Source organism: Stenotrophomonas maltophilia group sp. LNF247, from assembly GCF_054083135.1.
The window spans coordinates 26,525-48,978 of record NZ_JBSRQL010000006.1 but is presented as its reverse complement, the minus strand read 5'-3'; the positions used below and the strand labels follow the sequence as shown (position 1 = coordinate 48,978).

General features: G+C 63.2%; 21 protein-coding genes. 8 read left to right on the top strand and 13 right to left on the bottom strand.

The window, feature by feature from the left end:
- Positions 1–308: 308 nt before the first annotated feature.
- The gene (locus ACTXG9_RS08025; protein WP_456115671.1) at positions 309–1,211 is read right to left on the bottom strand and encodes a hypothetical protein; all 903 of its coding nucleotides are present in this window, start codon (positions 1,209–1,211) and stop codon (positions 309–311) included.
- Positions 1,212–1,977: 766 nt separating this feature from the next.
- Between ACTXG9_RS08025 and ACTXG9_RS08020 the strand changes: the two genes are divergently transcribed.
- The 4 genes from ACTXG9_RS08020 (at position 1,978) to ACTXG9_RS08005 (ending at position 5,050) form a co-directional block, all read left to right on the top strand.
- A complete protein-coding gene (locus ACTXG9_RS08020) occupies positions 1,978–2,481 on the top strand; it encodes a hypothetical protein (protein ID WP_456115672.1) in 504 nt (167 codons plus the stop codon).
- Between the two features lie 69 nt (positions 2,482–2,550).
- Positions 2,551–2,994 (top strand): RidA family protein, encoded by a 444-nt coding sequence (locus tag ACTXG9_RS08015; protein WP_456115673.1) that lies wholly within the window; start codon positions 2,551–2,553, stop codon positions 2,992–2,994.
- A 446-nt stretch (positions 2,995–3,440) separates the two neighbouring features.
- Positions 3,441–3,941 carry a DUF4365 domain-containing protein gene (locus tag ACTXG9_RS08010; protein WP_456115674.1) on the top strand — a complete coding sequence of 167 codons (501 nt, stop codon included), beginning with the start codon at positions 3,441–3,443 and terminating at the stop codon, positions 3,939–3,941.
- Positions 3,938–5,050: a hypothetical protein gene (locus ACTXG9_RS08005; RefSeq protein WP_456115675.1), complete on the top strand. Its 1,113-nt coding sequence runs from the start codon at positions 3,938–3,940 to the stop codon at positions 5,048–5,050. Before ACTXG9_RS08010 ends, ACTXG9_RS08005 begins: the two co-directional genes overlap by 4 nt.
- Before the next feature lie 24 nt (positions 5,051–5,074).
- On the opposite strand, the gene ACTXG9_RS08000 is transcribed toward ACTXG9_RS08005, so the two are convergent.
- The 3 genes from ACTXG9_RS08000 to acuI form a co-directional block, all read right to left on the bottom strand.
- Positions 5,075–6,262 (bottom strand): tyrosine-type recombinase/integrase, encoded by a 1,188-nt coding sequence (locus ACTXG9_RS08000; protein ID WP_456115676.1) that lies wholly within the window; start codon positions 6,260–6,262, stop codon positions 5,075–5,077.
- A 212-nt stretch (positions 6,263–6,474) separates the two neighbouring features.
- A complete protein-coding gene (locus tag ACTXG9_RS07995) occupies positions 6,475–9,228 on the bottom strand; it encodes a UvrD-helicase domain-containing protein (protein WP_111098170.1) in 2,754 nt (917 codons plus the stop codon).
- A 150-nt stretch (positions 9,229–9,378) separates the two neighbouring features.
- Complete coding sequence (gene acuI / locus ACTXG9_RS07990; protein ID WP_111098169.1) at positions 9,379–10,368, bottom strand: acrylyl-CoA reductase (NADPH); 990 nt, start codon at positions 10,366–10,368, stop codon at positions 9,379–9,381.
- A 101-nt stretch (positions 10,369–10,469) separates the two neighbouring features.
- Here acuI and ACTXG9_RS07985 point away from each other — a divergent pair, with 101 nt between their 5' ends.
- The gene (locus ACTXG9_RS07985) at positions 10,470–10,823 is read left to right on the top strand and encodes a winged helix-turn-helix transcriptional regulator (RefSeq protein WP_019660307.1); all 354 of its coding nucleotides are present in this window, start codon (positions 10,470–10,472) and stop codon (positions 10,821–10,823) included.
- A 133-nt stretch (positions 10,824–10,956) separates the two neighbouring features.
- Here the strand turns inward: ACTXG9_RS07985 and ACTXG9_RS07980 are convergent, their stop codons facing one another.
- The 9 genes from ACTXG9_RS07980 to ACTXG9_RS07940 form a co-directional block, all read right to left on the bottom strand.
- Positions 10,957–11,427 carry an outer membrane lipoprotein gene (locus tag ACTXG9_RS07980; protein ID WP_251101753.1) on the bottom strand — a complete coding sequence of 157 codons (471 nt, stop codon included), beginning with the start codon at positions 11,425–11,427 and terminating at the stop codon, positions 10,957–10,959.
- The gene (locus tag ACTXG9_RS07975) at positions 11,424–11,990 is read right to left on the bottom strand and encodes a putative periplasmic lipoprotein (protein WP_019660305.1); all 567 of its coding nucleotides are present in this window, start codon (positions 11,988–11,990) and stop codon (positions 11,424–11,426) included. Before ACTXG9_RS07975 ends, ACTXG9_RS07980 begins: the two co-directional genes overlap by 4 nt.
- A gap of 198 nt (positions 11,991–12,188) precedes the next feature.
- Entirely contained in the window at positions 12,189–14,330 is a 2,142-nt protein-coding gene (locus ACTXG9_RS07970; RefSeq protein WP_288037827.1) for a TonB-dependent siderophore receptor, read from the bottom strand.
- A gap of 236 nt (positions 14,331–14,566) precedes the next feature.
- Complete coding sequence (locus ACTXG9_RS07965) at positions 14,567–16,270, bottom strand: hybrid sensor histidine kinase/response regulator (protein WP_031269820.1); 1,704 nt, start codon at positions 16,268–16,270, stop codon at positions 14,567–14,569.
- Between the two features lie 217 nt (positions 16,271–16,487).
- Positions 16,488–16,670, bottom strand: a complete 183-nt coding sequence (locus ACTXG9_RS07960; RefSeq protein ID WP_058981376.1) for a hypothetical protein — start codon at positions 16,668–16,670, stop codon at positions 16,488–16,490.
- A 10-nt stretch (positions 16,671–16,680) separates the two neighbouring features.
- Positions 16,681–16,929 (bottom strand): hypothetical protein, encoded by a 249-nt coding sequence (locus ACTXG9_RS07955; protein ID WP_019660301.1) that lies wholly within the window; start codon positions 16,927–16,929, stop codon positions 16,681–16,683.
- Positions 16,930–17,182: 253 nt separating this feature from the next.
- A complete protein-coding gene (locus tag ACTXG9_RS07950) occupies positions 17,183–17,452 on the bottom strand; it encodes a hypothetical protein (protein ID WP_019660300.1) in 270 nt (89 codons plus the stop codon).
- Between the two features lie 196 nt (positions 17,453–17,648).
- The gene (locus tag ACTXG9_RS07945; RefSeq protein ID WP_019660299.1) at positions 17,649–18,860 is read right to left on the bottom strand and encodes an MFS transporter; all 1,212 of its coding nucleotides are present in this window, start codon (positions 18,858–18,860) and stop codon (positions 17,649–17,651) included.
- A gap of 247 nt (positions 18,861–19,107) precedes the next feature.
- Positions 19,108–19,404, bottom strand: a complete 297-nt coding sequence (locus ACTXG9_RS07940; RefSeq protein WP_456115677.1) for a hypothetical protein — start codon at positions 19,402–19,404, stop codon at positions 19,108–19,110.
- 130 nt (positions 19,405–19,534) lie between these two features.
- Between ACTXG9_RS07940 and ACTXG9_RS07935 the strand changes: the two genes are divergently transcribed.
- From ACTXG9_RS07935 to ACTXG9_RS07925, 3 genes are all read left to right on the top strand, one after another.
- Entirely contained in the window at positions 19,535–19,792 is a 258-nt protein-coding gene (locus ACTXG9_RS07935; protein WP_019660298.1) for a hypothetical protein, read from the top strand.
- A gap of 36 nt (positions 19,793–19,828) precedes the next feature.
- Positions 19,829–21,508 (top strand): type IV secretory system conjugative DNA transfer family protein, encoded by a 1,680-nt coding sequence (locus ACTXG9_RS07930; RefSeq protein ID WP_019660297.1) that lies wholly within the window; start codon positions 19,829–19,831, stop codon positions 21,506–21,508.
- Positions 21,509–21,932: 424 nt separating this feature from the next.
- On the top strand, positions 21,933–22,379 hold the full coding sequence (locus tag ACTXG9_RS07925) for a hypothetical protein (RefSeq protein ID WP_021202791.1): 447 nt from the start codon (positions 21,933–21,935) through the stop codon (positions 22,377–22,379).
- The last annotated feature ends 75 nt before the right edge of the window (positions 22,380–22,454 follow it).

Genomic DNA, 22,454 nt, shown 5'->3' with positions numbered 1-22,454 from the left:
CGCTGTCAGTCTTTGTGTATGTTACGCATCCGCCTGCATTACAGATCATGATCTTATCGCCGGGCACCATATTGATCGGCGCAAATGTGTTGCGCCTCGCGGCCGCCTCCCACTGAGTCAAAAACACGCTGGTAATGGGGTCCGGGTTTGGGCTGCCTACGTGGCAGGCTTCGCAGCTAAATGGGCCATAGAGCTCGCCTGATGTCGCTGCCTTTACATACCAGATCCAGCTGCAGATGATTAGAGTTGCAGCGAGTACGGTGTTGCAGATTTGACGTCCGTGTTGCATCGTGCGGTCTCCTTAGCTCTTATTGGCAGCAGTCGTTATAGATTTTTTCTGCACGTCTGACGGCATCCTGCTGCTGAGAGGATGTCAGTTCTTCTTTGTATCTATTGATAAGTTCGTCGGGGGCGGCTGCCGGAAATGCTCGGCGTACGGCCAAGTAGTAGGCATATGCATTAGTTGGGTTTCTTTCCATGATTATTCCATTATCATTTGCGTTCGCGAGGGAAATTAAGGCGTCAATACTCCCGCTTTTTGCGGCTTCGTTGAGGAACGATGCTGCACTTTCCTTCCATTCGCTTACCAGTTCCGGGTTTCGGACTGCACCTGTTGCGCCGCCGAATGCCGATTCTGTGTCGGTTGCATAAAGAAGCATGGCTTCAATTGAGCCTTGTTGCGCCGCTTCTAGAAGCCATTTTCCAGGAGGGGAGAGTGCTGGGTCTTTTAGTAGTTCTTCGCACTCGCGGAGGCGGCTTTCAGACGACTCAAGTGCTTGCTGCTTTGCCGGTTCACTAGGCATTCGGGTGGCGGACTGAAGTTCACTCGGCGATCCCGCATTCCGACAGTCTAAAGCGGCTAGATAAATACTGTATGTGGCCGTGCTATCGCCTTGGTTTGAAGCGCCAAGAAGAGATTGTATATATGCTTTCGCGTCGCCTTTGGGGCGAAAGTCGCCGCTGCGTGAAATGACGAATCCCCTTTTCCCCAGTGGCTGCACGTGATCGGGATCAAGCTTTCTTTCTTTGACTAGATCTGAGTACGATTTCCCCTGCGCACCTTGGTGGTCGATCACTTTTTCATTATGAGAAGGGTTGGCGTTATGGTCAGTTGAGGAAGGCGATTTTCTGTCGTATACGAACACCACTAGCACGCAAAGTGCGACTATAGATGCAGCTAATGTGGTTAACGCGAAACTCTTTCGATTCATGGATGGCTCGGGTTATTTGTTGTATATGGCGGGGCTTCGATCTTCTGCGCGGCTTTATCCCGTCAGGCCCAGGCCATTGGCGCCAATGGTGCCAGTCTGTCGATAGGGCCGTTCGTTTGATTATTTCTCCTTTGCTAAGGTGAACGAGCCCGAAAGCGAGCCTGCCGTAGAATGCATCGGTAGCGGGTTGGTGCTCTGCAACTTCCAGCCTAAGTTTCCTCTATACATCTATAACGTCTCAGCGAGCCATCCCCCCCCCAGTCCGCACGGTTTCTTTTCCGACGTCGCCTTGGGCACAACTCGAGTGCACAGGTACGGATTCGATGCAACAGGTTGGTCATGCGTTGAGCGCATTCCTCTTCCCCTGCTCGGCGACTCAAAGCGTAGTCCCTGAGTAGCCTACAAGTAGTAGCGCCATTCAAAGGTGTGATCTCGTGCGCTCGCAATAGGACTGAGTGCACTTGTTATCATGCAACAAAATGTGCCAATGCTGCGTTGGCTGCTGTCGACCTAGCGCGTCGTAGCTCAAGTACCCGTTCTACGAGCACTGGCTGGCCGCGTGGGGAGAACCCCGAACGTCAGTGGGTGGTTGCCCGATACCGCGCGTCAGCCGTTGCGGGCAATCTGACTGTGCCGGATCCGGGGCCGCAGGCAGCTCAACCCGGGGGCGCGTGAGCAGCGCCGCGCCGGCACCGAGTCCGAACGATTCAGCCAGGTCGCTGCCGTGTTCGCAGGATCTGCGATCGCCGGTCGTATCCTTCCGGCCATGCACTCCTCCCACGGCTTCCGCATCGCCCCGATCCCCTCTGGCTGGGTCCAGACCGGTGAGCGCTGGGCGCTCTGGTACAACGGCCGGGAGACGGCCAGCGTCACGCCAGATGGCGGTCCTGGGGTCCGGCTATGGATGGAAGGCCAGAAGATGTGGCAGGTGAAGGAAGTGCGTGCGGCCAACGTCCGGCAGGCGAAGCGCTACGCCGAGCGCTGGTGCGCGGCCAGGCTGTACCCCGACCTGCCCCTGCGCCAGGCGGTTGCCCGGCTGACCGACAGCACCCCGATCCAGCCTGAGCCCCCGCTGCCTGGCCTGCCGCCGACCCGTGAGCAGCAGCAACAGGTCCGGCGCCTAGCCGAGGCCGGGCGGTTGGAACTGGCGCGGATCAAGGAAGCGCTGGAACCGCGCCGACCGCCGAAGGAGACCAAGCCCAGGGCGAGGGATCCGATGAAGGCGTGGGTCAAGGCAGGTAGAGAGCAGCTGTCCCGCGCTCGAATCTGATCCCCGTTCAGGGGAGGCGGTCGACTCAAACTGCTTGCCACACTTGCCCTTTCACCAGAGAGAGCAATGATGAACGCTACCAATCGAAAGACCGCCAGCTTCGGAGTGCCGTGGGAATCGGCCTACGGGTACGTACAGGCCGTCCGCGTCAACAACACGATCTTCGTGTCCGGCCAGCTCTCGCACACGCCGCAGGGGGAGCTGGTTGCGCCGGCGGAGCTGGGGTCTGACGGCAAGCCCGCCAACTTCGACACCATGGAAGCCCAGATGAGGCGCACCTATGAGAACGCCCAGGTGCTGCTGACGGAGTTGGGTGGGTCGCTTGCGGACGTGGTCGAGGAAACGCTGTTCGTCATCGACGTGCCGGCGGCCTTCGCGGCAAGTGGCAAGGTCCGGCCGGCCGTGTATGGCCAGCCGGTGCCGCAGGTGGCCAGCAACCTGATCGGGGTCTCGGCGTTGGCCTTCCCCGAACAGCTGATCGAGATTGCCTTCCGGGCGGAAGTGCAGAACTGAAGTCGTGAGCGGGTGGGGCGGGTGTGCGCCCCATCCGCCAAGTGCGCGACGGAGGCAGCGGGCGGAGCGCGGGCCGCTGGGTGCGCCGACCGCCGAAGGAGACCAAGCCCAGGGCGATGGATCCCATGAAGGCGTGGGTCAGGGCGGGGCGGGCGCAGCTTCGCCGCAGCTAGTGGCCGGTGGACGGACGTGGAGCGGGTCAAGGAAGCGCTGGAGCCGCGCAGGCCGCCGGCGGTGACCAAGCTAGGACGAGGAGGCCACTGGAGGCATAGGTTCGCATGGAAGTTGCTCTCTTGGAGTGGATGCCGTCATTGTGTTGCCTCCCGGATGTCCAAGAGAGCTACGCGGGCCGTGTACGCCAACGCCGCCCTCCGCTGCCGAAGCCATACTTTGGGACCGATCCGAGGCCGTGTAGACTCCGCTTAGGGATAGCGTGGTGAATTGGCATGGATGAGAAGAAGCAGATGGAAGAGTTCCAATACGCGTACGTTGCTGCGCTTGGCGCTCACGCCGGGTTAAACAGATCCGATTTTCGTGTTGACGACGATAGCGTCGACGTACAGTTCACCGCGCGTGGCTTGCAGCTTCCAGGTCTGCGGCGCAGTCCAATTATCCAGCTTCAATTGAAGTGCACGACACAGGCTAAGTTCGCTGGAGGATTCCTTTCGTTTGATCTGAAAATGAAGAACTACGATGACCTCCGTGCTAATACCATGGCGCCACGATACTTGGCTGTTCTTGTGGTGCCTGTGGGGGTATCAAACTGGTTGACTCACGGAAATGGCTTTGTCAGCTTGCAAAACGAATGCTATTGGCTCTCGCTGAAGGGTATGGCGCCAGTACCTAACACCAGTCAGGTGGTGTTGAAGATTCCGATTGCAAATAGGCTCACCACATCTGCCCTGATCGATATGATAAAGGCTGCGAGCAATGGTGCCAGCATATGAGCGTCGTTCACAATGAAGTGACATCCTCGGCTGCAGTGGCCTACCTGAAATCCCGCAAATGGAACGAGTCTGGGGAGTTCCCAGGTTTGGCGACTCTTTGGTCCGCGCCGACCAATCCGGATATCCAGGTGGCAGTTCCGACGGATGCGTCAATCGCAGACTACGCCGACAGAATGTCAGACGTTACGAGAGAGGTGGCCGAATATGAGGGGCGATCTCCAGCGAGCGTTGTTGATGACATGCTTGGGCGCTTCTCTGGAATTGTTTCGGTACGCGTTCTCGGGAACGATACCAGTCTCGGAAAAATTCCGATTAGGGACGGCCTTATAGCGGTCGCCAAGTTGAAAAGCTTGTTTACTGCTGCAGCACTAGCGTTGGGTGGGAAGCGCCCCGTATACGGCGGTAAGATTCCAGAAGTCGCAAAGGGATATCTTGACTCCCTGCTCTTGGGGCAGACCGAAATCGGCAGCTATGTAATTAATGCGTACGCACCATCTGAGTGGTCATCTCAAAGAAGACCTGAGCCTACTTACGCGCGTTCCGTAATTTCCAGTATGGCTGTTGCGCTCGAAGTAATTGAGGGCGTGGCTGCAAAAGACATAGATACGGCGGATCGATTTGCTGAGCTCGACCAAGCTGTATCTTACGGAGTGAGCGCAAACTTGTGTGATGCACTGTTGGGTTTCGCAGGTGCCCGAGGAGGGCGCCCGTTTGAGATTGCTGTCAAGTCTCCCTTCGGTGGTCTTGTTGAGGGCGTTGACAAAAAATTTCACTTTGGAGAGGGTTCGGCATCAAGGCTTCGGATTGCATCCGGCTACTACAAGGGCGACTACGTTATTCCCAGCGTGACGCTACTTGGAATAGTACGCGACCTGTCAAGGTCGAATCCTTCTGATCCGGGAGAAGTAGTTATACAGGCCCGTGTTGCGGATGCTGAGCGATCTGTAACCATTCAATTGAATCCGGTCGATTATCACATAGCTGTTTTGGCTCATGATCAAGGTGCGCTGGTTAGATGCTCAGGGAGCGTCCGCATCAAGGCCGGTAGGGCGACGTTACTGCAGCCTCACGGGTTCACCCTTGTCGAAGTAGGGCCTCCACTCCTATGAATGGCGACTGCACAGGCCGGAGCATTAAGTTCGCGTAGATCTACCGGTCACGCAGTACATCGCCCAAGCTTCCATCATTACTCTCCGTTTTTCCAGCATTGTGCCCCGCTTGTAGGCTGCCTTAGCTTTATCGCGAATTCTGTGGGCGAGCGCAGTTTCCGAGAGGTCGTCGGGAAACTCTGTCGTCTCGCTCACCCAGTCCTTGAAGGTCGACCTGAACCCATGGACGGTGATGTGGCCGTATCCCATGCGCTTGAGCAGCGCCAGCATTGCGTTGTCGCTGAGGGGGGCGTTGCTTAAATCGTTGGGGAACAGTAGGCGTCGTTTCATCCGCGGCCTGATTAGCGCCAGCGCCTCCTCCTGCAGTGGGACGGTGTGCTCCACCTTTGCTTTCATCCGGTCCCTGGGGACGGTCCATGTACCGGCCATAATATCCACCTCTGCCGGGCTGGCCCCTAGCGTCATGCCTGTCCGCGCAGCGGTCAGAATCGTGAACTCCAAGGCACGTGCTGCCTCCCCATGTCGAGAGCGCAGGGCGGCCATGAAGGAGGGCAGCTCGGCATAGGGGAGGGCGGCAAAGTTCTCCACCTTGGTCACCGCGGTGGGCTTCGGCAAGATCACCGCCAAGTGCCCGCGCCATCGCGCCGGATTCTCCCCGCTGCGCTTCTTCTGCACGGTCACGGCATCAAGCACAGCCTCCATTCGTTGCCGAACCCGGCTGGCAGTCTCCGTTTTGGTGGTCCAGATTGGCCGCAGTACGGCCAAGACATGCTCGGTCTCGATGCGGTCCACCCGCAGCTCCCCAAGCACCGGTTTTGCATAGGTCTCCAGCGTGCTAGTCCACTGGCCGGCATGCTTCGGATTGCTCCATCCCGCTTCGCGCTCCGCGATGTATGCGGTGGCGGCCTCCCAGAACGTCGGGATGCTGGCCGTTGCGACGGCCGCAGCTCGCCTACCCGCAAGGGGGTTCTGGCCGGCCTGCACCATCTTCCTCGCGACTCCTGCCGCCTCCCGCGCCTCGGCCAAGCCGATCACGTGCAGCGGCCCCAGGCCCATCTCCGGGCGCTTCCCCTCAAATCGATACCTGAACACCCAGCTCTTGGCGCCGGTCGCGGTCACCTGCAGGTACAGGCCTCCACCGTCCGGGTGGTAGCCTGGCTCGGCGATCGTCGCCACCCGTCTCGCCGTCAGGCGATTGATCTTCAATCCCATTTCCTACCCATCCATGTACCCGCCCAGCAAGCGCGGCTTCCCGCGAAGGCGTACGAACCAGACCGGATGGTGAAACGTAGCTGGCGCAAGGGCTGAGACTGGTTTCACGAAGGCGCACGGAAGCTAGGGAACGCCCTAAATTCAGACACTCTCTCCGCCAGGATTCCACAAGGCCTCTGGCGACAGGGGCCTTCTTGTTTTCTCAAGCTTCTCTACCCGCGACGCCCATCCTTCGGCTTGTTGTGGCACAACGGATAGCTGGAGCACGACCGGAAGGCCCCATGCGGCCCATTGCGGTCCACGAACACGCCAACCTTGCACGCTGGGCAGCGCTCTTCCGAAATGGCCGCACCTGAAATCGCGGTCACTTCCACTGCTCCGTCCTTCACCAGCTCATCCAGGAATGGCGAGTGCTTGCCCTGCAGGGTGAACATCGCAACCGACCGCCGCGCACGCGTGAGCGCGACATAGAACAACCGCCGTTCTTCGCTCAGTGGATAGGTATCCCCGTCCGGCATTGCCAGCGAAAGCACCGGGTCATCCGCACGCAGGCTCGGGAAGCTGCGGTTGATCATGCCCGGCAGGATCACGTAGTCCGCCTCGCGCCCCTTCGATCGATGGGCGGTCAGGAACTCGACGTCCATCGTGCTGCCAAAGGCCGTCTTCCAATCCGAAGGCACCGCGGCGCGATCCGCGCGATACCGCCCCAGAACAAAGACCGTCACGCGTCCATTGCGGCCCTGCGCCACCGCGCCTGACAACAGTTGCTGGTGCAGCTTCGAAAGGTACTGGCGAACGCCATCCTGCACCTCCTCACGCCGGTTCATCTGGAACGCCTGCAGCACCGGGCCGACTGCCGGCGCAGCAGAGCGGACCTTCTTGGCCATCTGCGCGGGGTTGCGGCTGATGAAGCGGCTGGAAACATCACACAGTGCCTGCGGGCAGCGGAACGTCTGCTCCAGTTTCAGCACCTGGCCATGCCCCATCCACTCGCGGAAACCGGTCATCACCGAAACGTCGGCGCCAGCGAAGCGATTGATCGACTGCCAGTCATCGCCCACCGCAAACAGATGGCGGCCCGGTTGGCTGACCAGCGCACGGCAGAGGCGCGCACGGGCGCGCGAAGCGTCCTGGAATTCGTCGGCCATCACCAGTTCGTAGGGTGATTCATAGTGGCCCTGTTCCAGCAGCCCGGCGGCCATGTTGAGCATGTCTTCGAAATCAATGCTGCGCTCGTCAGCCAGTGCATCGTCCCAGGCCTGGAAAACCGGCCCGGCGATCTCCAGGAAGCGCCGGTAGCGTTCCTTGAACTGATCCTCAGGCATCTGCCGCAGGCGCGCTGCCATATCGTCCAGCGTCAGGCAGTTGCTCTTGGCGTGCGCAATGAAGGTCCGCATCAAGCCGATCAGGTCGGCATCGGGCATCGGCCTGGCACCCTGGTCAGGCAGCTCGCGATCCGGGTTCGGGTCGAGTTCGACACCAGACGCACCCAGCCGCTCGGCCAGATCCTGCAGGGCCAGTCCACTGCGCAGGCCGAACGACGTCGTTTCGACCACTGCGGTGCCGCGTGCCGCATGCTGCGGCCGCTTCCAGTGCATCCCTTCGTTGTAGTTGGGAAAGTGCTTCGGCGGCTGGCCATCGGCATCCAGCGCAAAGTGCTCGTGACAGAGCCGGGCGTCCGGATAGTAGAAGTCCGGGCGATACTGGCGATGGGTATCCGTCGCGGTATCGAACTCGTAGCGCCGCTCGTAGTCATACGCCACGCCGTTGTAGAACAGCCAGTTGGCGATCACGCACTCTTCCAGGCTCTTTACCCGCTCGCCCTGCAGTGTGCGGATGTAGGGCGTGCCATCGCGGTCGTAGCCATCGGCCTCCATTTCCGCGCCGAATGGCGGCAGGTCGCGCCCGAACACCAGGCGGAACATGTCCCACTGGGTGCGGAAGTGGGTCGAGCGATCCTTCAGGTCGTCCACCAGGTCGGCCAGCTTGTTGAAGCCCAGCGCCGCGTCGACCGCCCATTCCGGGATATCCGGCTTGCGCCCCGTGGCCTTGGCGATGATGGACAGGCCCAGGGCGTGAAAGGTCCGGGCCTCCACTACGGTGTCGCCCATGCCGAGCCGGCTGAAGCATCGCTGTGCGCGCTCCTGCAGCTCCTGGGCGGCATCCTTGTTGAAGGCGAGCATCACGATCCGTTCGGGTTCGACAAAGCCGCGATCAATGGCATACGCGGCCTTGGCGACCATCGTGGAGGTCTTCCCGGAGCCGGCCGCGGCCACGACCTGCACGCGGTTGTCGAAGCAGATGACGGCGCGAGCCTGCTCCTCGGTCAGCGGCCTGCTCTCGACCCGGTCCAGGAAGGGCTTGGCCAGACCCAGTTCGCGGGTCGCCATTGCCTCATTGGCGTCCGCCCACACGGCGGGCCAATCCAGCTGCCAGTCGTGCAGTGCGTCCAGCGCGATGCGGTGGCCGGGCGCGTGCAGGTCGTCGTGCAGCTCCTCGTCGAGGAACAGCTGCTCCAGCTTGGCGGGCGGCAGGGGCAGGGCGGGGCGGTCGGCCAGCAACGCCTGCTGCTGTTCGTGCGTGATCCAGCGGCGTCCGGTAGTACCTCGGTCGGCAAGCGCATCTGCCTCGGCCAGCCACGCCTGGATCTGCGCCAGAACGTGCTCAAACAGTGCCTTGCGCCCCCGCCTGGAGCGCGCGAAAAGCACGTGCTGCACGGCAGCGGCAAGCCGGGAGCCCTGGCTGTTGGGCAGCCCATCCACGGACAGTGCTTCACCGCGCTCGGTCGTCAGTTCGACCCGGGACCAGAGTACGCCGCGAACGACCCGCACGCTGTGTTCGTTCGCTACATGCTGGCGGTACTGCCTGCCGTCGATCAAAAGCGCGACCTGTTCGCCATCCAGCCGCAACTGCCAGTCCGGCGAGCGGGTCACACGCTGGCCCCAGCCCGAGGGGCGCCATTCCATAGACATCCAGATACTGCCTTGCGTACGTCACCGGGCGTAAAGCGCCCTTGCCGACCCATGATAAGGCGGCTTGGCATGGCACGCTGCGTTTCCGGTCACTCGCACACGCGAGCCAGCGATGGCATTGCACCCTCGCCAGCGCGACAGGCGTCAGGCGTTCACATCCACGACGGTGCGGCCGCGCACCTTGCCGGGGATGATCTGCTCATAGACATCCAGCACCTCTGCCAGGCCGATCTGCTGCACGGTGCTTTCCAGCTTCCGCGGATCCAGGTCGGTCGCGAGCCGATCCCAGGCGCGCTGGCGAACCTCTTGTGGCGCATTCACCGAATCGATGCCGGCAAGGGTCACATTGCGCAGGATGAAGGGCAGCACCGAGCCGTGCAGCGCATCGCTCTGGGCCAGGCCACAGGCGGCCACGGCACCGCGGTACTTCGTTTCGGCGATGGCATTGACCAGCGTGGTGCCGCCGACCACATCCACCACGCCGGCCCAGCGCTCGGCACTCACCGGCCGCTCGCGCGGCTCCGAAAGCTGCGCACGATCGATGATCTCGGCCGCACCCAGGTTGTGCAGATAGTCGGCGTGCTCCGGTCGCCCGGTGGCGGCCACCACGCGGTAGCCCAGCTTCGAGAGGATCGCCACCGCGATCGAGCCGACGCCGCCGTTGGCGCCGGTGACCAGCACATCGCCCTGTGCAGGCGCCACCCCGGCATGTTCCAGGGCCAGCACGCACAGCATCGCGGTGTAGCCAGCGGTGCCGATGGCCATGGCGTCGCGGGTTGTCAGGTTGTCGGGAATCCGGTTGAGCCACTCGCCCCGCACGCGCGCGCGCTGGGCCAGGCCGCCGTGGTGGCCCATGCTCAGGTCCCAGCCATTGAGCACGACGCGATCGCCTGGCGTGAAGTCGGCCCTGCTGGATTCCAGCACCACGCCTGCCAGATCGATGCCGGGAATGAGCGGAAACGTCCGGATGATCGGACTCTTGCCGGTGAGGGCAAGCGCATCCTTGTAGTTGAGCGTGGAGTACTCGACCTGTACCAGGACGTCGCCGTCCATCAGGTCGGCCTCGTCGAAATCGACCAGCTCGGTCGAAAGCTGGTTGTTCGTCTTGCGGGTCAGCAGTGCTTTGAACGTCATGGATGGCCTCACATTCATGGGATGGGGCCATGCTAGGCTCGCGCCTCTATCGCAACAAGAACGACGATTTTCCGTAGGTACTATGGTTTTCCGGAGTATGCATGCGTAGCAAACGGTGGGACGGCAAGAGTGGTTGCGCGGTGGAAGTCACGCTGTCGGTCATCGGTGGCGTGTGGAAGCCGATCATTCTGTTTCACCTGATGACCGGCAAGCGGCGTTTCATGGAGCTGACCCGGCGGGTGCCCAATGCCACCCAGTCCATGCTCACCAGTCAGCTGCGTGAACTGGAAGCAGATGGCGTTGTGATCCGCCACGTATACCCGGAAGTGCCGCCGAAGGTGGAATACGAGCTGTCCGAGTTCGGCCGCACGCTGGTGCCGGTGCTGCTGGCCATGCGCGAGTGGGGAGAAACCTATCGCGGCCATGGAAGTACGGAAGGCGATTGCCAGGGTTGAAGACACTTCCGGTTCCACTGCGGCGGCGCATTCCGGCCGGATGCGCTCGCGCTTACACGCAATACGGATGGGTTGAATGACACCACCCGTAGCGGCTGGAGCGATGCCCCTGGCAGGAGGGGCACCACGGGTACTACGGAGCAGCTTTCGGTTGACGCGGATCGGCAATGATCCGCGAGGGGGATCCATACAGCACCAAGACCCGCGTGCCGGTGCTGAACACCGGGTCCGGGCCCTGCACAACGGTCATCAGATTGCCGTTCTCCGTCTGCACCACGTACTCCAGGCCCTTGGCCTGGGAGAGTGCGCGTTCAGAGGCCGCACCGGCAATCGCGCCTGCCACCAGGCCGCCAATGGCGCCGATGGCCGCTGCCTGGTCGCTGCCGCCGATGGTGGAGCCGGCCACCCCGCCAGCCGCAGCGCCGGCAACGGCTCCGCCTCCCTGCGAACCGTCGATACTGACCGCGCGAACGCTGATGACCGTACCGCCCACCGTGCGGTTGACCTGTCCCACCGAGCCGATGGAGTAACTGTCGGTGCGCACGTTGGGTGCGCAGGCCGTCAGCATTGCCGCCACCGAAGCGGTCAGCAACGGGCGTCTCACGGCGCTTCCTGCTTGTTGGGGAACATCGGCTTGGTGATGTCCACGGTCTCCAGCGCCTGCAGGAACTGGGCGATGTTGTTCTGCGCCGAGCGGCTGATGGATTCGCGAGCGCGAATGACACCGGCAAATGCATAGTTGAACGGCACCTCGCCGGAAGCGCTGACGTCCTGGGTGTAGACGATGCTGCCGGTGGCACGATCGATCAGCTCATAACGGGCGATCGTCTTTGTGGTCATCGATGCCCCGAAACTGGGAATGTCAATGGCCAGGATCTTCACCGACAGGCTCAGCTTCACCGGTGCATCGTCGCGGAACACCGCCATCTTGTTCAGTGCTTCGGTCAGCGCGTTCTGCCACATCTGCGGCACTTCGTGCTGGGCCTGCGCCGGGATCTTGCCTTTGGCCTCGTCCGGGCGTGCCAGTGTGACCGTCAGCGACTTCAGCTCACCGTCGATCTTCTTGCTGCTGACCCCGACGTTCGGCACCGAGAAATTGAGCGGCGGATTGGTGGTGCAGCCCACCAGCGACACAGCGAGGATCGCTGCGAACAGAAACTTCTTCATCCATTTTCCCCTGTGGTTACGCTGAAACATCCATGGTGTGTGTCGTGCTCGTCCGCAACGTCCGTGCTGCACCGCGTGCTTTGCCGCCGGCGACCTGCTGGTGTGGCTGAACGCGCGAAAGCATACCTGAATCGGGGGCGCATGCGCGGCCCGCCCGCGGCTCGCCTGAATTCCCAAAAGGGGGACCGGATCAATGGCTCAGAAGCGGTAGGCCGCCTGCACATACACCCGTCGCGGCTCGCCCGGGAAATGCCCGTTGCGCTCGATGAAGCCGCTGGCCGCGTACACCTTGTCGAACAGGTTCTTGACGTTGGCCTGGAACTGCCACTGCTTCCACGTGGTCTTCCAGCTCATGTCGAACGCCGTGTAAGCCTTGACCGTCTGCCCATCCAGGCTGACACGCTGGCCCACATGGTCGGCGCCGAAGCCAATGGCCGAATTGATCGACGGCAGGTCGTAGCGCGTCCACAGGCCGAGCTTGTTGCGTGGCGCATTCGCGAAGCGGTCTCCGGAGGCATTGGTGATGCCGTTCGGGCCGGCATCCTTCACCCGTGCGTCGTTGTAGGCGTAGGTCAGGTTCACCACCCAGCGCTCGGTCACGTCGGCCAGCAGGTCCAGTTCCATGCCCGTGCTGCGTACCAGGCCCAGCGCGGCCAGCTGGTTCACGCCGTCCCGCACTTCGCCGGTGGCCTGCACGATCTTGCTGCGGTCGATGCGGTAGGCCGCCATGTTCAGGGTCACACGGTCGGCCAGCAGGGATTTCAGGCCGATTTCCCATTGCCTGCTGCGCTCAGCGTCGAAGGGCCCACCGGCTGCCGGATTCTGGTTGGCGGCACTCTGCGGCACGAACCCGCTGGCGATGTTGGCATACAGGTTCACGCCGTCCCGGACGGTAAAGGTACTGCCCAGCCGCCAGCTGAGGTCGTTGCCATCCACGCTGCCGCCAGTGATGCGATCGTCGTCCTGGAAACCATCCCAACGCAGTCCGGCCAGCACATGCCAACGCGTGCCCAGTGCCAGCTCATCCTGCAGATAGCCACCGTAACGCTTGCTGCGGGTGGCGGTGCTGCGCCAGGGCAGGGCGACCAGGTTGTAGTCGTGCCAGGTGCTGGCGCCATAGACCGGGTTGAACAGATCGATGCCGCGCACCGGACCGGCGCCGCGTGCCAGGTCGGCACTGTTGGCGGTCTGCGCGGTGAAGTCGGCGTCGAGCTGGTAGACGTCGGCGCCGAACAGCACCTTGTGTTCGATACGGCCGGTGTTGATCCGCCATACGGCATTGCCGCTGGCGGTGAACGCCTCGTTGTCGCGGATCTGGTTGCGCAGCTGGCGCGTCATCCACTCGGCCACGCCATCGCGGTCACGGTCGATCAGCCCCATCGGTTCGTGGTACATCTGGTGCTCGTTGTTGCTGAACCAGCGCGCAGCAATATCCACGTCCAGCGTATCGAGCGGTGCGAAGCGATACTGCGCCAGCGCCACCCTGGCGCGCATGTCGAGGAAATCACTGGCCTCGTTGTGGTTCCATCGCCGGTCGGTCAGGAAGGTGCCGGCATCGTTCACTGGGACGCCCCGGAGCCGGTTGCCGCCCAGGTTCTGGGTGATGTCGGTGAACTGCAGCACCAGCTCGCCGGTCTGGCCAACGTCGAAGGCCAGCGAGGCGTCGCCGATCACGCTTTCGCTGTCGGCATTCCAGCGTACGCCCTGCTCGCTGTCGGCATAGAGGCCGGCGCGATAGCGAATGCTGCCGCTGGCATTCAAGGGGCCGGTGCCTTCGATCGACCCGGCGCGGAAGTCCTTGTCGCCTGCCTGCAGCTCGATGCGGTGTTCGGCGCGCGCCTTGGGCTTGCGCGTCACATAGTTGATGACACCGCCCGCGTCACCACCGCCGTACAGCGCACCGGCCGGACCCTTCAGCACTTCCACGCGTTCGATGTTGAACAGCTGCGGTACCGAGAAGCCTGCATAGGGATCACCGCGCAGACCGTCGTAGAGCACGTTTTCCTGGCGGAAACCGCGCAAGGTAACGCCGGCATAGCTGAAGAAGCTGATGCCGCTGATGCTGCGATACAGGTCGGTGACCTGACGCGCGGCCTGGTCGTCGATCAGCTCGCGCGGCACGACCTGGATCGACTGAGGGACCAGTTCCAGAGGCGTGTCAGTGCGAGTGCCGACAGCGGCATCGTTGGCGCGGTATAGCGTCTGCGCGCGGCCGCGGACTTCGACCTTGTCCAGATCCTTCGGGGCGTCGGCTGGGGCTTGGGAGGCCAATGCAGGCGTCGCCAGGGAAAGTGACAGCGCCGCGCAGAGCGCGTTCTTCAGAAGGGCGGGAAGGGGCATGAGGGAGTCAGGATGGGCTGCAAATGAGAAAGATTAGCATTTGCAAAGGTTCGTGGCCCATCCCCCCTGGTGCGCTGTGGACGCAGGCTCGGGTGGGTGTACGGTGTGCCCGGCAAAGCCACCCGCACACCGGTGCGGCCCCGCACGTGCCATCAGCGGTGCGAGGTCGGCGGCAAAGCGTCCGCGCTGGACTCCTCACTGGAACGCGGATTCGGTTTGCTTCAGCAACGCGCCCGCTAGGGCGATGCCACCACGGCCTGCGCGCGGCGCGCGGCCTCGGTCATTACCGAGGCCAGCTGCTTCAACGAGTAAGGCTTGCGCAGCAGGGTAAAGCCGTGGCCCGGATCCCGGGCAAGCAACTCGCTGTAGCCGCTGGTGAGGATGACGGGGAGCTCTGGCAGGCGGTCGCGGATGGTGCGGGCCAGATCCAGGCCGTTCATGCCCGGCATCACGACGTCGCTGAACACCACGTGGAAGCGCGAGGCATCCCGTTCCAGCTCGGCCAGGGCCTCGTCCGCATTACGCGCAAGGACCACGCTGTACTCGAGCTCGCGCAGGGCGCCGACCGCAAATTCGGCCACGTCGACGTTGTCTTCCACCACCAGCACGCAGACGCCATGACCATGCTGCAGGCCCGGTTGCGCCGCCGGCCGTTCCGTCGTTTTTCGTGCCTGCGCCAACGGCAGGTACAGCGTGAAGCGGGTCCCGGCGCCGGCCTGGCTCTGCACGTCCACTTCGCCTTCTGACTGCTTGACGAAACCGAACACCTGGCTGAGACCGAGCCCGGTCCCGGCACCGACGCTCTTGGTGGTGAAGAAGGGCTCGAAGATGCGGTCGACCACTGCAGGGTCGATGCCTGCGCCGGTATCGGTGACACTGATGGCAGCAAAGTCGCCCTTCATCGGGGCGGCGAAGCGCACCGAAGGCACCGCAGTGACCTGCTCCACTTCGATGGTCACCCTGCCGTGCCCGTCGATCGCATCGCGGGCATTGACCGCGATGTTGATCAATGCGGTGTCCAGCTGGGTGCGGTCCAGCAGCACCGGCAGCGGCGTACCGGGCAACGTCAACGACACCTGGATGCGCGCGCCCAGAACCGTGGTGATGATGTCCGAGAGCGCGTGCACGCTTTCGCAGAGATCGAAGACCTCCGGCGATAGGCTCTGGCGACGCGAGAAGGCCAGCAGCTGCGCGGTCAGCTTGGTGGCGCGGTCCGACGCTGTTGCAATGGCCTGGATGTACCGGCGCCGGGAGTCGTCTGCCGGCCACGTGTGCAGGAGCATGTCCACCGAACCGGTGATGACCTGCAGCAGGTTGTTGAAGTCGTGGGCCACCCCGCCGGTGAGCTGGCCGATCGCTTCCAGCTTCTGCGATTGCCGCAGCTGCTCGCGGGCGCGGACCAGTTCCAGGTGGGCCTCCCGCGCCTGCTCGGTGATCGCCGCGACCTGGCGGCTGTGCAGGTCGCGCTCGATCACCCGTTCGGTCTGCTCGCTCACCACGCACAGGATGCCCGCCACACTGCCACAGCCGACGCGCAGCGGCGAATAGGAGAACGTCCAGAACGTTTCGCGCAGCGTGCCGTCGCGGTCCATCATCAGGGGCAGGTTCTTGAAGCTGCGGCTGGTGCCGGCAAAGGCATCGTTGACCGCCTGCACCACGTCCGGCCATACGTCGGCCCAGACATCCTCCAGGCGATTGCCCATCGCGCCGTGCAGCTTTTCCCCCAGCATCGGCAGGTAGGCATCATTGAAGAAGAAGGCCTTGTCTTCCTTGCCCCAGGCGAGCCACAGGGGTTCGGGCGAATCCAGGATCATTGCCAGCAACGTGCGAAGCTCGGCGGGGGCGCTGGCAGCATTGGCCGAGCGGGCCCAGTCGCTGTCCTGCAGCAGTCGGTAGGCGAGCTGCTCAGGCGCCGAGACGGGCAGGGGAAAAGGATGCATGGCCGCCATTGGCGCAGGAAGGTGGCGCAGCATAGCCGAGTGGATGTCATGGCGCCCTGCACATCACCGGCATGAAGGGCATCACCACTTCGGTTGACGGGGCAGCGTTGCACCTCTGTCCTGCAGGTTGCCGCGATCGGGACCGCCGCGCGCTGCTCACTACGCCCGCGGACTCTGCCCCTGGCGGAAGGTCGCGAAGGCGGCTTGATCGCCGCGTCTAGTCCTCACGTGCGGTCCGCGCGGCGAGGGCGTCGCGGCCGGCGTCGGTGAGATCGATATCCCCGTCTTCCGCCTGTACCGCCAAACCCGCGTTGACTGCCCACGTCGCCGCGTCGCCGCGCACCGGTTGCGCAGCGGCGATTGCCTCCAGGATCTCCCGCTGTTGCGCCGTCATGCCCATGAGCCGGCCCTCAGATGCCCAGCAACGAGGTCGGTTGCCAATCCGACAGCCTGGCGTGGCTGACCGGTTGGTGGCAGCCGCACTCGTCGCAGCGGAACAGTGCTCCACCCGGAAGGTGAACCAGATTGTCTTCGCTGGCCGAACTGGTCGAGGAGCAATGCCGGCAGGTAACAGTGAGCGCAGTGATGCGCTGCACGCCGCCGGACAGATCGAACACGGCCTCGAATGCGCGAATGACAGGATGGGCAGTGTCCGGCATCTGGATCTCGACAGGGCAGGGAGGTTGGGAGATCGCATCGTCGCGCGTTGGCCGTGATGGCGCAGTCAGCCAGATGCATGGACACGGTCAAGACAGGCGCGGCAATGGGGAGCGGTTCCTTTTCAGGGATCCTTTCCAATCAGGTCCCACGGCTTTTCACAGCCGTCGCGCTCGCTTGATCACACTCCACGCCCTTGTTGCAGCGGGTCCCGCAGGACAATGAAGGCGACAGAAGAAGTCCCGCCCTGCCGGATCAGGCGATGCAGATCATCAGTACCGTGCACAGCACCAGCATCAGCACGAACACACGCCGGCTCAGCGCCAGGCACGCCAGATAGGCGGCCAGCGCCCATGCAGCCAGCAGCGCGCAGGCCACCAGCCACAGCCCGATGGCCATCACCGATCCGGCCGCCAATGCAGATAACGCGATGGCCTTGAACAGCGCCACGCCCAGCACACTGCCCAGCATGCCGGCCTGCAAGGCAATGGCATCGTGGTGGGCAGGAACGCGGTGGTGGCGCATTGCGGGTCCGGTGCAGGCCGAGGGGCGTCGGCTGCACTTTGCCCAAAGGCACATCCACGAAATGTGTTCATTGCACCCGAAGCGCGTGGTCGAGCATCCTTGGTGGAACACCCCTCGGCAGATTGCAGGTGCTGCCGGTACGAAGCGCCGTGCTGGTCAAGGCGCTGGCATCCACTTGCCTGTGAATGCCGGTTCTTCAGTGGCTGCCGGCGACGGCGGCCTTACGCTTCCTGTCCAGTGACACCGCCACGCACCACAGCAGCAGGCCGCCAATGGCAGTGGCCGCACCGACATAGCCGGTGCTGGCCGGGCTGAAGCCGGCGCTGATCGCCATGCCGCCCAGCCAGGGGCCGAGCGCATTGGCGGTATTGAACGCGGCGTGGTTGGAGGCGGCCGCCAGCGTCTGTGCTTCACCGGCCACGTCCATCAGGCGGGTCTGCAGCACTGCCGCCAGCGCGCCCATGGTGCCGACGGTGATGATCATCGGGCCGATCGTCCACACGGACTGCGCGGCCAGCGGATACAGCAGCAGCATCAGGATCGACCACAGCAGGACCACGGCGGCGGCCTTGAAGTGGAACCTGTCCACCAGCCAGCCACCGGCGATGTTGCCGATGATCGCGCCGATGCCGAACACGCCCACCGCCAGCGGCATCCACGATTCGGCCACGCCGGTGACCTGCACCAGGGTCGGAGCCAGGTAAGTGAACACGCAGAACATGCCAGCGAAGCCGACTGCGCCGATTGCCAACGCCAGCCACACCTGGGACGTGTTGAAGGCGCGCAGTTCGCGCATCGGCGAGGTGCGCACCTCGTCCGGATCCGGCAGCAGGAAGCGGGCGATCATCGCCACGGTGGCGATGGCCAGCACGCTGACCAGGGCAAAGGCGGTGCGCCAGCTCAGCTGCTGGCCCAGCCAGGTGGTCAGCGGGTTGCCGACCAGGATTGCGATCGACAGGCCCAGCAGCACCCGCGACATCGCCTGGCCGCGCTGGCCGGCAGGGCTGATCGCCGCGGCCACCAGCATCGCAACGCCGAAGTAGGCGCCATGCGGGAGGCCGGCGACGAAGCGTGCCGCCAGCATGGTGCCGTAATTGGGTGCCAGCGCGCTGGCGAGGTTGCCCACCGCGTAGAAGCCCATCAGCGCCAACAAGAGCTTGCGGCGCGGGAAGCTGGCACCCACGAAGGCGAGGATCGGCGCACCGACGACAACGCCGATGGCATAGGCGCTGATCAGGTGACCGACCTGCGTTTCGGAGATCGACAAGCCGCGACTGATCTCCAGCATTAGGCCCATGCTGGCGAACTCGCTGGTCCCGATGGCGAAGCCACCCAGAGACAGGGCGAGGATGATCAGGGTGCGCTGACGGGGCGTCAGCCGCGCAGCCAGGGAAGAGGTGGGGCTCATGCGGGGGGCGCGACGGGGCGGGGGAGCCCCCCATTGTACTGCTGCACCGCAACAAGGGCAGCAGCGCTCAGGTAAATCAGCGTTCGATCAGTGACACGCCGCCCCCCGCTGCCCGTGCGGCCTGGTCAGATGCCCAGCGCTGCCCGGGCGTGCGCGCACTTGCAGCGCAGGCGCCCGGCCGTCGCCGCGTCGAGCATCGCCAGGCGCTGCGGATCGGCGTTGTCATCCAGATCGGCCCGCTTCACCTTCAGTGCCAGCGGTGGCCGGCAATGCGCGCGTAGTAGCTGTCCGCGTCGGGGGCCGCGGCGCGCTTGGGCAGGTGCACCGCCTCGCGCAGCGGGGCGGGGAATGCCTCGATGCGTGCGGCAAACGCCGGGCAGTCCTCGGCCACATCATGCAGCCACGCCACTACTTCGGCGTCATCGTCGCCGCGCACCGCAGCCGCCACCCGTGCCACATGGCCGATGTAAGGCTGGCCGGCCTTGTCCATCTGGCCGGCGTGCGCCTCGGTGGCCAGGGTGCGGGCAAGTGCTACCCAGTCCATATCGGTCTCCTTGGATATCGGCGCGCAGTTTCGCGCAAAAGCAGGGAGCGGTTGTCGATGCGGCGATGACACTGCGATGGGCATGATGGCTGGGCAGGGGCGCGGCGTCGCCCCGAGGAGGAGGAGTTCGATGCAGGAATTCAGGCATGTGCTGGAAACCCGTGGCCGCTACCAGCTGGTAGCGGTGTCCCACGAGCCGGTGTACGCTCCGGGCGATGTGGTCGGCCATGCGGTCGTCGCCGACGATGGGGATCGTCTGACCGACCTGGTATCGCTGGCCGAAGCGCGCCAGTTGCTGTTGCAACGGGTGCGTGAAGAGGGCGAAGAGCCCGGGCTGGAGAACGAAAATCACCTGCGGAAAAAGGCGTCGCGCTGGCGCCGCCGTTAGGCCGTCGCGCCCTCGTGCGCATCATGGAGGATTCGGGTGTTGCCCAGTAAGAAGTATCTGCTCATCGCCATCATCACGCTGGCGACCCTGCTGCTTGGTTTCGTGTTTTCCGGCTACCTGACGCTGCTGTTCCTGGGCCTGGATACCAAGCTGTTCACCTGGAACACCTACTACCAGTACTTCAACGCGCTGGACCAGCCACAGGTCGCGCCCTTCGTTGGCAAGATCCGATGGGCCGGCTACGTGGGCTTCGGCCTGCCGCTGCTGGTACTGGTGGTGACCGGCCTGGTGCTGCTGCTGAAGAAGGACAAGCGCTCGCTGCACGGCGATGCACGCTTTGCCACCGGCGCCGACCTGGCCAGGCATGGCATGTTCAAGAAGACCGGCCAGAGCATCGTGGTCGGCAGCCATGGTGGCAAGCTGGTGCGCCTGGATGGCCAGCAGTTCGTCATCCTGGCCGCGCCCACCCGCTCGGGCAAAGGCGTGGGCGTGGTCATCCCGAACCTGCTGGAGTACGGCGAATCGCTGGTGGTGCTGGACATCAAGCAGGAAAACTTCGACCTGACCAGCGGCTGGCGCGCCAGCCAAGGTCAGGAAATCTACCTGTTCAATCCTTTCGCCGAGGACCGGCGCACGCATCGCTGGAATCCGCTCAGCTACGTCTCCGACGATCCGGCGTTCCGCGTCTCGGACCTGATGAGCATCGCTGCGATGCTGTATCCGGATGGGGCCGAGGACCAGAAGTTCTGGGTCAGCCAGGCGCGCAACGCGTTCATGGCCTTCACCCTGTACCTGTTCGAGAACTGGGACGACGAGCGCAGCAGCGGTTTCCCGGGGGGCGCCGGCACGCCCACGCTCGGCGCGGTGTACCGGTTGTCCTCGGGCGACGGGACCGACCTGAAGAAGTACCTCAAGACCCTGTCGGAGCGGCCGTTCCTCAGTGCCAACGCACGTTCGGCCTTCGCCAACATGCTGTCGCAGGCGGACGAGACCTTCGCCTCGATCCTGGGCACCTTCAAGGAGCCGCTGAACCCCTGGATCAACCCGGTGCTGGACAAGGCCACCAGCAGCAACGATTTCCTGCTGACCGACGTCCGCAAGAAGAAGATGACCATCTACATCGGCATCCAGCCGAACAAGCTGGCCGAGAGCCGGCTGATCATCAACCTGTTCTTCAGCCAGCTGATCAACCTCAATACCAAGGAACTGCCCAGGTCCAACCCGGACCTGAAGTACCAGTGCCTGCTGCTGATGGACGAATTCACCTCGATCGGCAAAGTCGAGATCATCGCCTCGGCGGTGTCCTACATGGCTGGCTACAACATCCGCCTGCTGCCGATCATCCAGAGCATGGCCCAGCTCGATGCCACATACGGCCGCGAAGTCTCGCGCACGATCATCACCAACCATGCCCTGCAGATCCTGTACGCGCCGCGTGAGCAGCAGGATGCCAACGACTATTCGGACATGCTGGGCTACACCACCGTGCGCAAGAAGAACGTCACGCATGCCAGAGAGAAGACCCACAACTTCACCGAAGAGCGGCGTGCACTGATGCTGCCGCAGGAGCTGAAGGCGATGGGGCCCGACAAGGAAGTGTTCCTCTACGAAGGCATACCGCATCCGGTGAAATGCGACAAGATCCGCTATTACAAGGATCGCTATTTCACGTCCAGACTGCTGCCGAAGGTCGATGTTCCGATGCTTAACGTCTAATTCACGACGCTAAATTTGTGACTTGGATTCATATTCACTGAAGTGAAAACGTGAGGTAAGTCAAGAATTCGGCATCTGTTCATAGATTTTCAGACTTGTCTGACATGGAATTGACGCGTGGTTGTGCGACCCTATGTCTGTCGTCCAGAAATGTGTGCTGGATGTCAAAGATGTGGCAGTAGGGTGGCCAGGAGTTTGTGCCATGGAAACAAGGATGGTTTCGACGTTGGTGAGGTATGCGGGTGGGTTGTCGGCTATGTCCGGCGGCCCCGCAACTTGGTTGGCAGCCGTTGGCTGCAGGGGAGCCGGAGTGGGTGTGCCGCACGCAGCGCATCCCTCTGATTCCGGCGTGCGCGATGCAGCGCCGGACGACCAGGGGACCAATGCTCGGGACTGCTTTTTCGTACGTCAAAGTGAAGCCCGTATGAATCAGGCGTTTATCGCGAAAATGTCCATCGCCGCAGTGGCGGCGTTGATGGTGGCCGGTTGCGCCACCAAGTCCGCTCCCGATTTCGGAGGCCGCTGGAAGCCGGTCAACCGCTTTGCTGCGACAACGACCGAAATTCCGCTGTACTCCAGCTACGTCTACCAGGCCTCGCCAATGGATGGCACGCTCAAAGCCATGCTCGAGCGCTGGGCCAAGGATTCCGGGCGCACGCTGGACTACCGCCTCAGCTCGGATTTCACCCTGTATGGCGCGGTCTCGAAGATCGATACGACCAACGCGCAGCAGGCCGTGATCGATCTGACATCGGCCTATTCGGCGCAGGGTATCTCGGTCTCCATCGTTGGCAACCAGATCGTTGTGCAGAGCGCTGGCTCGACGCCGACCGCGTCGGCGCAGGGCGCTGATTCCAACAGCGGCACCTGAGTCCACCTCGAAATCATCGAACGTGCCGCTCCCCGCGCCTGTCGCAGGGGTGCCACGCCCATTGATGTTTCAGCA

Bases quoted from the DNA above. Each gene is read 5' to 3' on its own strand.
- ACTXG9_RS08025 (WP_456115671.1), bottom strand. From the start codon at position 1,211: ATGAATCGAAAGAGTTTCGCGTTAACCACATTAGCTGCATCTATAGTC.
- ACTXG9_RS08020 (WP_456115672.1), top strand. From the start codon at position 1,978: ATGCACTCCTCCCACGGCTTCCGCATCGCCCCGATCCCCTCTGGCTGG.
- ACTXG9_RS08015 (WP_456115673.1), top strand. From the start codon at position 2,551: ATGAACGCTACCAATCGAAAGACCGCCAGCTTCGGAGTGCCGTGGGAA.
- ACTXG9_RS08010 (WP_456115674.1), top strand. From the start codon at position 3,441: ATGGATGAGAAGAAGCAGATGGAAGAGTTCCAATACGCGTACGTTGCT.
- ACTXG9_RS08005 (WP_456115675.1), top strand. From the start codon at position 3,938: ATGAGCGTCGTTCACAATGAAGTGACATCCTCGGCTGCAGTGGCCTAC.
- ACTXG9_RS08000 (WP_456115676.1), bottom strand. From the start codon at position 6,262: ATGGGATTGAAGATCAATCGCCTGACGGCGAGACGGGTGGCGACGATC.
- ACTXG9_RS07995 (WP_111098170.1), bottom strand. From the start codon at position 9,228: ATGGAATGGCGCCCCTCGGGCTGGGGCCAGCGTGTGACCCGCTCGCCG.
- acuI (WP_111098169.1), bottom strand. From the start codon at position 10,368: ATGACGTTCAAAGCACTGCTGACCCGCAAGACGAACAACCAGCTTTCG.
- ACTXG9_RS07985 (WP_019660307.1), top strand. From the start codon at position 10,470: ATGCGTAGCAAACGGTGGGACGGCAAGAGTGGTTGCGCGGTGGAAGTC.
- ACTXG9_RS07975 (WP_019660305.1), bottom strand. From the start codon at position 11,990: ATGAAGAAGTTTCTGTTCGCAGCGATCCTCGCTGTGTCGCTGGTGGGC.
- ACTXG9_RS07970 (WP_288037827.1), bottom strand. From the start codon at position 14,330: ATGCCCCTTCCCGCCCTTCTGAAGAACGCGCTCTGCGCGGCGCTGTCA.
- ACTXG9_RS07965 (WP_031269820.1), bottom strand. From the start codon at position 16,270: ATGCATCCTTTTCCCCTGCCCGTCTCGGCGCCTGAGCAGCTCGCCTAC.
- ACTXG9_RS07960 (WP_058981376.1), bottom strand. From the start codon at position 16,670: ATGGGCATGACGGCGCAACAGCGGGAGATCCTGGAGGCAATCGCCGCT.
- ACTXG9_RS07955 (WP_019660301.1), bottom strand. From the start codon at position 16,929: ATGCCGGACACTGCCCATCCTGTCATTCGCGCATTCGAGGCCGTGTTC.
- ACTXG9_RS07950 (WP_019660300.1), bottom strand. From the start codon at position 17,452: ATGCGCCACCACCGCGTTCCTGCCCACCACGATGCCATTGCCTTGCAG.
- ACTXG9_RS07945 (WP_019660299.1), bottom strand. From the start codon at position 18,860: ATGAGCCCCACCTCTTCCCTGGCTGCGCGGCTGACGCCCCGTCAGCGC.
- ACTXG9_RS07940 (WP_456115677.1), bottom strand. From the start codon at position 19,404: ATGGACTGGGTAGCACTTGCCCGCACCCTGGCCACCGAGGCGCACGCC.
- ACTXG9_RS07935 (WP_019660298.1), top strand. From the start codon at position 19,535: ATGCAGGAATTCAGGCATGTGCTGGAAACCCGTGGCCGCTACCAGCTG.
- ACTXG9_RS07925 (WP_021202791.1), top strand. From the start codon at position 21,933: ATGAATCAGGCGTTTATCGCGAAAATGTCCATCGCCGCAGTGGCGGCG.